Source organism: Streptomyces sp. WMMC1477 (assembly GCF_027460245.1).
In the GTDB taxonomy this organism is placed as follows: Bacteria; Actinomycetota; Actinomycetes; order Streptomycetales; family Streptomycetaceae; genus Streptomyces.
Genome location: NZ_JAPZBD010000003.1, coordinates 1,886,326 through 1,898,630, shown reverse-complemented (window position 1 = coordinate 1,898,630; position 12,305 = coordinate 1,886,326). Strand labels below are relative to the sequence as shown.

10 protein-coding genes are annotated in these 12,305 nt (G+C 65.4%); 7 read left to right on the top strand and 3 right to left on the bottom strand.

The annotated features are described in order from the left end of the window. The first annotated feature begins 154 nt into the window (after nucleotides 1-154). The 4 genes from O7609_RS08640 to O7609_RS08625 all read left to right on the top strand — a co-directional run bounded on the left by O7609_RS08640 (nucleotide 155) and on the right by O7609_RS08625 (nucleotide 7,383). Nucleotides 155-1,900, top strand: coding sequence for a type I restriction-modification system subunit M (locus tag O7609_RS08640; RefSeq protein WP_269743370.1), 1,746 nt, complete (start codon nucleotides 155-157; stop codon nucleotides 1,898-1,900). Then, on the top strand, nucleotides 1,897-3,105 hold the full coding sequence (locus O7609_RS08635) for a restriction endonuclease subunit S (protein ID WP_269743369.1): 1,209 nt from the start codon (nucleotides 1,897-1,899) through the stop codon (nucleotides 3,103-3,105). Before O7609_RS08640 ends, O7609_RS08635 begins: the two co-directional genes overlap by 4 nt. Beyond that, complete coding sequence (locus O7609_RS08630) at nucleotides 3,105-6,248, top strand: type I restriction endonuclease subunit R (RefSeq protein WP_269743368.1); 3,144 nt, start codon at nucleotides 3,105-3,107, stop codon at nucleotides 6,246-6,248. Before O7609_RS08635 ends, O7609_RS08630 begins: the two co-directional genes overlap by 1 nt. Before the next feature lie 370 nt (nucleotides 6,249-6,618). Beyond that, a complete protein-coding gene (locus O7609_RS08625; protein WP_269743367.1) occupies nucleotides 6,619-7,383 on the top strand; it encodes an IS5 family transposase in 765 nt (254 codons plus the stop codon). A 187-nt stretch (nucleotides 7,384-7,570) separates the two neighbouring features. Here the strand turns inward: O7609_RS08625 and O7609_RS08620 are convergent, their stop codons facing one another. The 3 genes from O7609_RS08620 to O7609_RS08610 form a co-directional block, all read right to left on the bottom strand. Further along, entirely contained in the window at nucleotides 7,571-8,671 is a 1,101-nt protein-coding gene (locus tag O7609_RS08620) for a DUF3644 domain-containing protein (protein WP_332330041.1), read from the bottom strand. Nucleotides 8,672-8,874: 203 nt separating this feature from the next. Continuing rightward, nucleotides 8,875-9,414 (bottom strand): GNAT family N-acetyltransferase, encoded by a 540-nt coding sequence (locus tag O7609_RS08615; protein WP_269743365.1) that lies wholly within the window; start codon nucleotides 9,412-9,414, stop codon nucleotides 8,875-8,877. Beyond that, nucleotides 9,411-10,694 carry an XRE family transcriptional regulator gene (locus O7609_RS08610; protein ID WP_269743364.1) on the bottom strand — a complete coding sequence of 428 codons (1,284 nt, stop codon included), beginning with the start codon at nucleotides 10,692-10,694 and terminating at the stop codon, nucleotides 9,411-9,413. Before O7609_RS08610 ends, O7609_RS08615 begins: the two co-directional genes overlap by 4 nt. A 239-nt stretch (nucleotides 10,695-10,933) precedes the next feature. On the opposite strand from O7609_RS08610, the gene O7609_RS08605 reads away from it, so the two are divergent. From O7609_RS08605 to O7609_RS08595, 3 genes are all read left to right on the top strand, one after another. Then, nucleotides 10,934-11,380 carry an ATP-binding protein gene (locus O7609_RS08605; RefSeq protein WP_269743363.1) on the top strand — a complete coding sequence of 149 codons (447 nt, stop codon included), beginning with the start codon at nucleotides 10,934-10,936 and terminating at the stop codon, nucleotides 11,378-11,380. A gap of 225 nt (nucleotides 11,381-11,605) precedes the next feature. Further along, a complete protein-coding gene (locus tag O7609_RS08600; RefSeq protein ID WP_269743362.1) occupies nucleotides 11,606-11,794 on the top strand; it encodes a hypothetical protein in 189 nt (62 codons plus the stop codon). A 186-nt stretch (nucleotides 11,795-11,980) separates the two neighbouring features. Continuing rightward, the gene (locus O7609_RS08595) at nucleotides 11,981-12,160 is read left to right on the top strand and encodes an FxLD family lanthipeptide (RefSeq protein WP_224295499.1); all 180 of its coding nucleotides are present in this window, start codon (nucleotides 11,981-11,983) and stop codon (nucleotides 12,158-12,160) included. Nucleotides 12,161-12,305: the final 145 nt, after the last annotated feature.

Below are 12,305 nucleotides of genomic sequence, written 5' to 3'. Positions count from 1 at the left end.
CGTCTTCCGGAGCTGCCGCTCCGGCAGCACGTGCAGGCACCCCGGGGCCGATCGGCATGAGCACCTCGGGGGCCTCATGGTTGAACCATGGGATGCTGGCTGCTCCCTCTGGCAAAGTGATCGTCACTGCTAGACGATTCTCGTGAGGAACCTTGTGAGTACGCTCGGAAGCTTCATCTGGTCGATTGCTGACCAGCTTCGGGGGCCCTACCGCCCCAACCAGTACGGGACTGTGATTCTTCCGTTCACGATCCTGAGACGGCTCGACTGCGTACTTGAGCCGGACCGTGTGGTGGTACGAGAGCTGGCTGCGAGGTACGAGAACCCGAACCGGCTCAAGGTCGAGGTCAAGAAGGCCACGGGGCGGACATTTTACAACACCTCCAATTACGCGTTCGCGAACTTGCTGACCGATGCGGACGGGCTGGCGGACAACCTCGCTGACTACATCGACCGATTCTCCGCCGACGTGGACGTGTTCGAGTACTTCGACTTCAAGAAGGAGCTCCTGGCCCTGGAGAAGGCCGGGCTCCTACGCGAGATCGTCAAGTCCTTCGGCGCTGTCGATCTGCATCCCGACATGGTGTCCAACGCAGACATGGGAGATGCGTTCGAGTACATCATCCGCAAGTTCAACGAGGCCGCGAACGAGACCTCCGGTGACCACTACACGCCGCGCGACGCGATCCGGCTGTTGGTGGACCTGCTTTTCGCGGAGAAGGACGTCGACCTCTCTGAGGGCAGCATTATCAGGTCGCTGTACGACCCCACCGCCGGTACCGGCGGCATGCTCTCCCTGGCAGAGGAGCACCTGCTAGCCCAGAATTCCGACGCGAAGCTCACTCTGTACGGGCAGGAGTACAACCCGCAGTCGTACGCCATTTGCAAGTCCGACCTGCTCGCCAAGGGCCATGACACGACCAACATCGCCTTCGGTAACACGCTCACCGCCGACGCCTTCAAGGGGCGCCAGTTCGACTATTGCATGTCCAACCCGCCCTACGGAGTGGACTGGAAGCAGTACGCCAAGGCGGTCAAGGCGGAGCGCGACACCTCCGGCCCTTACGGCCGATTCGCGCCGGGGCTCCCCGCGACCTCGGACGGCCAAATGCTCTTCCTGCTCCACTTGGCCCACAAGATGCGCGCACCCGAGGACGGCGGCGGCCGCGTCGGCATCATCATGAACGGCTCACCGCTCTTCAACGGCGCTGCCGCATCCGGCCCCTCCAACATTCGTAGGTGGCTGCTGGAGAATGACCTGGTCGAGGCGATCGTCGCGCTGCCGACCAACATGTTCTTCAACACCGGCATCGCCACCTACATCTGGATCCTCGACAACACCAAGCACCCCGACCGCCAGGGCAAAGTCCAGCTCATCGACGGCACGTCGTTCTGGACCAAGATGCGCAAGAACCTCGGGTCCAAGGGACGCGAGATCAGCGACCGTGACCGCGCCGAGGTCGTGCGGCTGTACGCCGACTTCGAGGACGCCGACCCTGACTTCTCCAAGTTGCTACGCAACGATGAGTTCGGCTACTGGACCATCACCGTCGAGCGTCCCCTGCTCGATGAAGGCGATAACCCTATCGTCGACCGCAAGGGCAATCTGAAGCCCGACTCGAAAAAGCGTGATACCGAAATCGTGTCCTTCACCTACGGCGGCTCAACCGCAGGCGCCGCCGGGGAGCGCGAAGTAATCCAGACGTACTTCGACGCTGAGGTGAAGCCGCACGTTCCTGACGCCTGGATCGACTGGGCCAAAACCAAGACTGGCTATGAGATTCCCTTCACCCGCCAGTTCTACAAGTACGTGCCACCTCGCCCGCTTGCCGAGATCGACGCCGACTTGGAGAAGCAGGTCGCCAAGATCCTCGATCTCCTCCGCGAGGTGGAGCAGTGATCACCACGCCGCCGCCTGACTGGCGTGCGACAACGGTGCGGCGAGTGTTGCGCCCGCTGGACCGACCTGCTCGGTCGGGGCTCGGTGTTATCACCGCCTACCGGGATGGCACAGTCACTCTGCGCGCGAACCGCCGTAAGGATGGCTACACCTTCTCTGATACCGAGAACGGCTATCAGGAGATCCGTCCCGGCGACCTGGTCTTCCACGCCCTCGACGGCTTTGCCGGCGCCGTCGGCGTCTCGGACAGCCATGGCAACGGTTCGCCCGTCTACCACGTCTGTGAGCCTATGGCGGGCGACGATCCCGCTTACCTTGCCCGCCTGCTACGCCACCTTGGAACCTCCGGCTTCCTTGCCACCCAGGCGCCGAACGTCCGTGAGCGCAGCGTTGACTTCCGCAACTGGAGCACATTCGCTCGCATTCCTCTCGTACTGCCCCCGACCGACGAGCAGCGCTCCATCGTCAACTTCCTTGACCGCGAGACAGCCGACATCGACACGCTCATCGACGAGCAGCAGCGGCTGATCGAGATGCTCCGCGAGCGGCGGTGGTCGGTTGTAGAGCGAAGTGTTGCGCTCCTTGACTGGAACACGCCATTGAAGGCAGTTGCTGTTTTGGTCCAGACGGGGCCGTTCGGCAGTCAGTTGAAGTCCGATGAGTATGAGGATGGTGGCACGCCGATCATCAATCCATCCCATATCGTCGCAGGTGAAGTCGTCCCCGATCCGAGGGTCGCGGTCGGCGCTGCCAAAGCAGAACAGCTTGCGCGCCATGCTCTTGAGGAAGGTGATTTGGTCGCCGCCCGTCGAGGAGAGCTTGGACGCTGTGCGGTCGTGGGGGCCCCTGCAGTGGGCTTCCTATGCGGGACGGGCTCGGCGCTTATCCGGTTCAATCGAGCATTCATCGAGCCAGCGTTCGGGGCCATCGTATTCAGCAGCCGGCGGAATCGCGATGCACTCGCGCTCGCCTCCGTTGGATCGACGATGGACAATTTGAACTCCGACATCATTGGCTCCCTGCGTGTTCCGGTTCCAACGCTTGAGGAGCAGCGTGGGCTAGTGGCGGAGATCAGCGATGCGACTGCGAAGATCGACACGCTCATCGAGGAGACCGAGCAGTTCATCGAGCTCTCCAGGGAACGTCGGCTTGCGGTGATCTCGGCGGCGATGACCGGGCAGATTGACGTACCAGGAGTGGTGTGATGGCCGATCACAATGAGGTGGTCTTCGAGACAGAGATCTGCGAGTACCTGGAGGCGCACGGCTGGCTCTATTCGGAGAACGACCGTGACGGCGGAGAGTACGACCGGGAGCGGGCGCTGTTCCCGAACGACCTGTACGCGTGGCTGGAGGAGACACAGAAGCCGGCGTACGAGAAGGCGTTGAAGGCGGCGGGGTCGCAGGCGAAGTTCCTCGACGTGCTGACGGCGGCGCTGGATAGGCCGCTGGAGCATGGCGGGGGCACACTGAACATCCTGCGCAACGGGGTGCAGTACATCGGTGGCGGCCGGTTGAAGATGGCGCAGTTTCGCCCCGAGACCTCGCTCAACGAGACCACGACGGCGCACTACGAGGCGATGCGGGTGCGGGTGGTGCGGCAGGTGCACTTCTCGACTGCTGACCAGCGCATCCTCGATCTGGTGTTCTTCGTCAACGGTCTTCCGGTGGCGACAGTGGAGTTGAAGACCAACTTCACCGAGTCGCTGGATAAGGCGATCAACCAGTACAAGCAGGACCGCAACCCACTGACTAAGGGACGGCCTGAGCCGCTGCTGTCCTTCGGACACCGCGCTCTGGTCCACTTCGCGGTCTCGAACGACCTCGCGGCGATGACCACCAGGCTGGAGGGGGAGAAGACCCACTTCTTGCCGTTCAACATCGGCTTCGACAGCGGTGCCGGTAATCCGCCCGGCGCGGACGGACGGTCGTCGACGGCGTACCTGTGGGAACGCGTATGGGAGAAACACGCCTGGCTGAACATCATCGGGCGCCTGATGATCGTGCAGACCAAGGAAGAGTGGGACGTCACCAACGGCACGTCGGTGCGGCGTACGAGCATGCTTTTCCCGCGGTTCCACCAGTGGGAGGCCGTGACGAGCATCGTCGAGGCGGTGAGGGAAGAGGGCGTCGGGCAGCGGTACCTGATTGAGCACTCGGCTGGGTCGGGGAAGACAAACACCATCGCCTGGACGGCCCACCGGCTGGCGAGGCTGCACGTCGATGATCGGAAGGTCTTCGACTCGGTCGTCGTGGTCGTGGACCGCACCGTGCTCGACTCCCAGCTGCAGGATGCGATCCGGCAGATCGACGGCACTGGCAAGATCGTCGCGACTATCAGCCCCGAGGACGTCCGCAAGGCCGGCGCGAAGTCGAAGTCGGGTCTGCTGGCGCAAGTGTTGAAGAATGGCGAGCTGATCATCGCCGTGACGGTGCAGACTTTCCCGCATGCGCTGGACGAGATCCGGACCGACGCTGGCCTCAAGGGCAAGCGGTTCGCCGTCATCGCCGATGAGGCGCACTCCTCCCAGTCGGGTCAGATCTCCTCGAAGCTGAAGCAGGTACTGACGGCCGAGGAGGTCAAGGAGATCGAGGAGGGCGGCGAGGTCGATGTGGAGTCGGTGCTGGCCTCGGAGATGACCGAGAGGGCCGAGTCGGAGAGCATCTCCTACTTCGCCTTCACCGCGACGCCGAAGAACAAGACCCTCGAACTGTTCGGCCGCAAGGGTGCCGACGGGAAGCCGCACGAGTTCCACCTGTACTCGATGAAGCAGGCGATCGAGGAGGGCTACATCCTCGACGTGCTCAAGGGCTATCAGTCCTACGACACCGCGTTGAAGATCGCCGGCAGGGCCGAGAGCGGTGACGGGGGAGAGGTCGAGGAGGCCGCCGCCCGCAAGGGGCTCATGCGGTGGGTGCAGCTCCACCCGACGAACATCAGCCAGAAGGTGCAGATCATCGTCGAGCACTTCCACGCCAACGTCGCCTACCTCCTCGAAGGCAAGGCGAAGGCGATGGTGGTGACCGACTCGCGCAAGTCCGCAGTGAAGTACAAGCTGGCCATCGACGCCTACATCGCCAGGCGCCGCACCGAAGACGCCTCGTACAACTACCGCACCCTGGTTGCCTTCTCCGCCGGGGTGACGATGACCGAGGACGAGACCTGGCACAGCGACTGGGGCCCGCAGCCGTCGAAGGGCGACGAGTTCACCGAGGCCAACATGAACCCCGGCGCCGGGGCTGATCTGGCAGCCGCATTCAAGGGCGAGACGTACAAGATCATGCTGGTCGCCAACAAGTTCCAGACCGGCTTCGACCAGCCCTTACTCTCGGCGATGTACATAGACAAGAAGCTGTCAGGGGTCACCGCGGTGCAGACACTCTCGCGGCTCAACCGCACCCATCGCACCGCTGGTGGGGAGCAGAAGCGCAAGACGTTCGTCATCGACTTCGCCAACAAGCCCGAAGACATCAAGGCAGCCTTCGAGCCGTACTTCAAAGACGCGACCCTGGAGACCGAGACCGATCCGTATGTCGTCGTCCACCTGGCTAACAAGCTTGCCCAAGCCGGGATCTACACCGAGGACGACGTTCGCAAGGTCGCCGAGCTGTGGGTGACCAGAAAGGGCAACAACGCGCTCTCGGCGGCGATCAGCCCGGCGCAGCACGACTTCCGGCGCCGTTACGCGCGGGCGATCGAGGAGGAGGACAAGGTCACGCTCCAGGCGCTCGACCTGTTCCGCAAGGATGTCTCCACCTACGTACGTCTCTATGACTTCATGTCCCAGATCGTCGACTACGGCGACCCCTACATGGAGATGCTTTCGATCTTCCTGCGCCTGTTGGAGAAGGTCATCGCCGAGTCCGCTTGGGCGGCCGACGTGGACCTCTCCGACGTGGTGCTGGTCGGGGTCAAGCACAACAAGGCAATCCCGGTCAACATCTCGCTCGTGGGCGACGGGCAGCTGAAGGGCATCAGCGCAGCCGGCACAGGAATGAAGAAGGATCCGAAGTACGTGGCGCTCCAGGTCGTCATAGACAAGATGAACGACCTCTTCGGCGCCGAATCGTTCGCCGAGTCCCAGATCAGGGAGTTCGTGCAGGGACTCGTCCAGCGGTTGCTCGCGAACTCGAATTTGATCAACCAGACCAAGGTGAACTCCAAGAAGCAGTTCCTGGAGTCACCAGATTTCCAAGCAGCCGTTACGGAGGCGGTCGCAGACAACCAGGACGCCCACAACACCATGGCTGACTATTTCTTCACCGACGGGCCGGCCATCAATTCGATCATCGTCGCCCTCGCGGATGCCTTCTACGAAGCGGCGATCGATCAACAGGTGGATGCTTAGAAACGGCAGCACGCACGTCGCGCCCCAGCAGCGGGCTTTGGGTCAAGGCCCGCTCGCCTAACTGCCAGCCTCCGCCCTCAGCGCTTCCGCCAGTCTTTGTGGGGCTCGATGAGGGTGCTGCCTCCTGCTCACTTCATCCTGCAGACCGGGCAGATCACGTACCACTCGTCGCCTGGTGCACTCTCGTCCATGTACCCGTCCTGTCCTGTCCCAGGGCAGTCTTCGGTGACTTCTTGTTGACGCATCGCTTCCCCTCAGTGAGCCTTTGCCAACCTGGGCTTTGAGCTGTCCAGTTGGCTCGACACAGGGGTGAAGCCCCTGGTAGACGGGTTCACGACCAAGATCGCCCGATACCCACCAGAGGCTTCACGTGCTTGTCTACCCGTGCGGGCTGGACGTGTCCAGTCGGTCCCTGACCTTCCTCGCCGCTCGTCTGCGCGAGCACCGTCGTCGGATCGGAAGCCGCTGGCGTCGGCTCACCGTCGGCCGTCAGGCCCTGCTGGTGCTGGCGCATCTACGCAACGGGACCACATATGCCCAGATCGCGGCGGGTTTCGAGATCGGCACGAGTACGGTCTACCGGTACATCAACGAGGCCGTCGAGCTGCTGGCCGCACTCGCACCGACCCTCGCCGAGGCGGTTCGGACCGCTTCGGGGAAGGCCTACGTCCTGCTCGACGGGACGCTCCTGCCGATCGACCGGATCGCAGCCGACCGGCCCTTCTTCTCCGGCAAGCACAAGAAACACGGGATGAATGTGCAGGTCCTCGCCGACCCCTTCGGCCGTCTGCTGTGGGCCTCACCGGCCCTGCCCGGCGCGGTCCACGACGTCCGCGCGGCCCGCGAACACGGCATCGTCGAAGCCCTCACCGAGGTCGGCGTCACGTGCTGGGCGGATAAGGGCTACCGGGGCGCCGGCGGCACAGTCCGCACCCCGTGCTGGGGACGGTGGGAGACCCTCTCCGCAGGTCAGAAAGCCGTGAACCGGTCCCAAGCGAAGATCCGGGCCCTCGTCGAGCAGGCCGTCGCCACTCTCAAGGCCTGGCGGCTCCTCCGCAGGCTCCGCTGCTCGACCATCCGCACCACCGGCCTCGTGCAGGCCGTCCTCGCCCTACATCTGGCCAGCTCAAAGTGAGGTTGGCAAAGGCTCAGTGCCCGGTGGATGAGGCTGCGCCTTCGGCGGCGACAGCGGCAGGGCGGATGCAGGCTAGCGCAGCCCACCGACACGAGCAGGTCCCTCGAGAATCGTTGGTGGCGATACTCCGACGTCCAGAGCACGATGGTCTCCGCAGGTAGTCAAAGATCGCCGTGCGTCGCGACGGTCACCCAGCTCGACAGCCGGGCACTTTGCAGGACTCCAGTTGGCGGGCGGACGGGTTATGAGCTCGCCAGACGGCTTCCAGATCCAACGTGTCGCGCGCGGTGCGCATGCGGGTGAAGGCGTTGTCGGAAAAGCGCTTCAGGCGTTGGGAGCTGAAGACGAACTCGTGGCTGCACGCGGGATCAGCGTCGATGCCCAGGTGTCGGCGCAACGCGAGGCACTTCGGCTGGGTCAAGTCAAGTGCCTCGGCGAGCTCGGCCGCCGAGCGGTGGTACTTGGCCTGGAGATCCACCTCCCGGATCGCGGCCGCCGGCACGGATTCATCAGCCGCATAGCGCACTGGCGGAGCCGCCTGGTTCTTGACGAAGCGCACCTTGACCAGCAGTCCCTCACCGTCCGTAGCAGTGGCCAGCTCCTCCAAGCGAGGGAAGACTTCCGAGCGCCTCGCTCCCCCACGTATGCCGGCCTGAACGCGATCGACGTCCTTACCCGAGACGCGGGTCTCCGGCCCGGTGTGGGCCTCCATCGCCAACAAGGTTCGAATCCTGGCTCGCGCCTCGTGCGTCGCGCGTCGGCCCGGCTTGAGTAGGGCTGCGATCTGTGTGTATTCCTCGTCCAAGAGGAGCGCAAGGTCACGGGGCGGGTCAACCGAGACCGGCAGTACGCGGTCGGGCAGGTGGTTAGCGAGCGACTCCTTGAATACGCCCCTGAGCAGGTCGTCGAAGAGTGTCACGGCAGCTCGGGCATGCACGTACAGCAGCTGCTCGGAAACCTGGTTGAACCAGTGCTGCTCGTCATCGCGCATGGCGTCGATGGCTCTGAGCGTTCCTGCGTCAGGCTCGTTGAGCTTGATGTCCGGGTGTTCGGCGGCTTTGCGTACGCAGGTCTCAAATCCGAGTGACCGGCCCAGGGCCGGGTCGAAGACGCTAATGCCCTTCTGGACGAGCGCGGCTTTCAGCAGCATCTCGAAGGAGTGCTGAAGGTGCAGAAGTACCTTCGTTTCTCGCCCTCGGTCGTGCGGCGAGTTGAATGCCTCGGCCGCCGCAACCATCGAAGAAACGGCCTTCTCCTTGAGGACACGAGCCTCTTGCCTCAGTCTCACTCGCAGCCCTCACGTTCCAGACGCACCAGACAATCGGTGTCCAGGGTAGAGGGTTCCTGTTATTACGGGCTGGTAGATGCTACGACGAGCACCGGCCCCGCTCGGACGCCCCGTTTGTGCGCCCAACCTGTTCAACGGGGCCCCGCTGGACGTACTCCGAGACCGGGCCCTGAGGGTCATTCCTGCACTGCCCGCCTCTGGGGTCAGCGGGTGTCGCGGATCATCACGGTGAGGACCGGTGAGGCCGGTGACGGCTGGCTCTGGCCGATGTCCTCGTACCCCCACGACTTGTAGAGCGCGTGGACTTTTCCATCGCCGGCGGCCGGGTTGACCATGAGCGTGACGTACGGCTCGTCACGGGTGGCGAGGAGGGCGTCGTGGATGCGGCGGGCGGTGCCGGTCTTCCGCCAGGTCGGGCGGACGCCGATCTCCTTCAGAGCCACCGCCGGGCGCTCGGTGTAACTTTCGGCCGGCGTCGGGCTGGTGCGCTGCCAGTAGCGGTTGCCGTGCTCGATGGTGTTGCCGTAGGCGTAGCCGACCGGATGTCCGTCCGCGTACGCGAGGACGGCCGTGAACCCCGGCTCGGTGCCGTGTCGGTCCAGGCGTTCGCCGAACGCGGTGACCGCGTAGTTCGGCAGGTGGAGGAGCGGGGCGCGCACGTCGGCGTACACGTCGAGGAGGTCGCCGCGGGCTGTGTCGAGGGTGGTGAACGTGCGCAGTTCGATGGCGGGCGCCGTGGTCATGCGGCCATCCTCCAGGTGGCGGCGTGCTCGGTCCAGGTCTGCACGGTGGAACTGCCCGGCGCGGTGGCGCGAAGTGCGGCCCCGAACTCCTGCAGCATGCGTGTGACCCGGGCGTGCTGGGTGGCGGCTTCGGCGGGGACCTTCATCGCGGTGGCCGCGGCGGCGTCGGGGGCGCCCTGGGCGAGCTGGGAATGGGCGAGCCGGGTGGTGGTGATGGCCCGGGACCGGATCATGTGGGGCCGGAGCGCGGACAGGCAGCGGTGGGCGTGGTACTCGGCGGTCGAGTAGTCGCCGAGCGCCAAATGTGCGGAGAGGGACAGAGAGTCCAGCTCGGCCTGGTCGTAGAAGGCGAGCATCCACACTGGCCGGTAGTCGGCGGCATTGGCGCGCAGCATGGCGTCCTGGGCCTGGTCGAAGGCGCGGCGGGTGCCGGTGCGGTCCTGTGCCGTGCCGTGGATGGCGCCCTGGCGGGCCATGCCGAGGGAGGCGAACAGAGGGTCTCGGCGGGTGAGGTGCAGGTTGCGGGCCACGTCGTTGGCGGCGAATGCGTCGGCGGGGCGGCCCATGTGGCGGTACATGGTGCCCGCGTGGCTCCAGATGCGGAACTTGATCGCTTGGTCGCCGGACATCTCGGCGAGGGCCTGGGCCTCGCGCATGTGCGCCTTGGCGACGTCGTAGCGCCGGCCGTCGATGGCTGCCCACATCGCGGAGGAGCGGAAGGCGGCTGCGGAGGCGTAGAGATTGCTGCGCACGCGCTGAGTGGCGCTGCCGGCGTTCTGGAGGTTGAGTGCCTCGTCGGCGAGGGCGGCGGCCCGCTGTTCGATGCCGAGTTGTCCGCCGTGGCGGTGGTCGCTGGCGATGATCTCGGCGAAGCGCTTGTTGAGGCGGTTGACGTCGCTCATGCCGATACGGCGCGGCGATGTGGTGCCGGGTGCGGCTGCTGCTGCGGCAGCCGCCGCGATGCTGCCGACGAGGGTACGGCGCTTCATGTCGGGGTCCTCCTGCTGCGGTGGGGCCGGGGTGGACGAAGGCCGGCTCCGTGGCACGAACCCTAAAGCGACGGCGGGTAGTCCGGTGAGGTCCTCAAGTGCCATGCGCGCAGCGGACTTTGGCCACGTGACCCGGCCCGCTTTCCATGCCCGGACCGACGAGCCGTCGAGTCCTCCAAGGCGCCCGGTCAACCGTTCAATGGCCCTGTTCACGGCCTCGGCGAGGCTGTTGGAGCTGTAGCCGTGTTCGGTCATCCACGCCTCAAGAACGGTGTTGCGGGTGGTGTCCATGCGGGCACGGTAGCCCGCACGATCCCCGCCCGCCAGGTAAAGGGGGAGCCAAAACGCCCTAGGTCGGTCCGTCGGCTGACTACCTGAACGTCCTAACCAGGCTGCAGGGGCAGGGAGTTGTCTGGGTGCTGGTCGCTCGCATGCCCACCTGGCGGGCGGCTGTTGACGGCCCGGATCGCCCCCGAGGTTTCCCCCGCAGGGGCGGGCCGGGCGCCGAGACGACACGAAGGCTCCACCCAATGACGAGTCTGAGAAAACCAGTTGAAGTCCCATCCGTCGGCCACCCCACGTACAGCCAGACCTTCCCGTGCGAGCCGTCCACGGCCATGATCGGCCGCGACCTCGTCCGAGCCGTCCTCGGTGTGTGGCACATCGACGGCCTCGCCGACCGTGCCGCGCTGATCGTCACGGAGCTGATCGCGAACGCCGCCCGGCACACTCCGTGTCCCGAGATCCGCCTCACGGTCGGGCGGCCGAGCGCGACACGAGTGCGTGTTGGGGTCGTGGACCGGGAACCGACGCGTCTGCCCATACTCGGCCAGGCGGGTGACAACGACGAGTCGGGGCGTGGGCTGCTCCTCGTCGATGCTGTCGCCGACCGCTGGGGCTACGACCTGCATGGCTCGGGCAGACGCCCCTGGGGCAAAGAGGTCTGGGCGGAACTCAGCACCGGGGGCGGCGAGTGAGTATCCCGGCCACGGCACCCTCGCCCCTTCCGGATCTCGCCAGACTCCGGCCCCGCCAGCAGATGGCCATGGACTGCGCCCTGTGCGCCCGCTGGCTGGGAGCGAGTGGGCGACGGCTGGGGGAGATACGCCACTGGGGCCTGCCGTCCAGCTCTGGGCCTGCGCTCCCCACTGCCAGGCCGCCAGATCGACCATCCCGACCAGCTGAAAAGGGGACGTCCTTCCATGGAGTGGCCGTGGATCACCGGTGACTGCTGGCTCGGCTGCGGGCGTACCGGAGTCCTGGTGATCTGGCTCGGACCGGTGCAGTGGGACGGGCAGCACGCACCCTTCTACGCGTGCGAGCAGTGCCTCGATCGCCTGCAGGCCCAGGCGCTCGCCTACTTCATGGAGCGGCGGCCGTCGTCCGCTTGATCAGAGTCCCTGCACACGACTTCCCGGCGTGATGCAGGCAGCCCGCGAGGACTTCCTACGCGGAGCACGTCACCTCGCGCCGGGCAGCCAGGAGCCGTCGAGGAGCAGCCATCCGGCACCGCTCCCGTGGGCACTTGGTGGGCGCTCCAGCCCAGTAACACCACAACGACTAAAAGGAGTTGAAGCATGACGCGCAGCACCGTAGTTCCCAGCCGCACTGAAGTACGCCCCCAGATTCCGGGGGCCTCGGACGGCTTCGACCTGGACGTCTCCCTCGTCGAGATCGCCGACCCGGCGGGTCTGGTCAGCCTGACCGACGACAACTGCGGGTCCACCTGCGGCGCTTGCACCACCAACGTCGCCTAACCCGGCCCTCAGGTCAGCCCGGTCTGGTGCCGCCGCGTCTCCGCGCGGCGGCACCAGCCGCCCGCCCCCTCACCTTCGGAGGTACTTGGTGGTTGCTTCGCCTGCAGCGTTCCGCGCCGGTTCCACCGCTCTCGTGCGTGCCGTG

Coding starts and splice junctions, on each gene's coding strand:
- O7609_RS08630 (WP_269743368.1), top strand. CDS start 3,105: ATGGCCGATCACAATGAGGTGGTCTTCGAGACAGAGATCTGCGAGTAC.
- O7609_RS08615 (WP_269743365.1), bottom strand. CDS start 9,414: ATGACCACGGCGCCCGCCATCGAACTGCGCACGTTCACCACCCTCGAC.
- O7609_RS08610 (WP_269743364.1), bottom strand. CDS start 10,694: ATGGACACCACCCGCAACACCGTTCTTGAGGCGTGGATGACCGAACAC.
- O7609_RS08605 (WP_269743363.1), top strand. CDS start 10,934: ATGACGAGTCTGAGAAAACCAGTTGAAGTCCCATCCGTCGGCCACCCC.
- O7609_RS08600 (WP_269743362.1), top strand. CDS start 11,606: ATGGAGTGGCCGTGGATCACCGGTGACTGCTGGCTCGGCTGCGGGCGT.
- O7609_RS08595 (WP_224295499.1), top strand. CDS start 11,981: ATGACGCGCAGCACCGTAGTTCCCAGCCGCACTGAAGTACGCCCCCAG.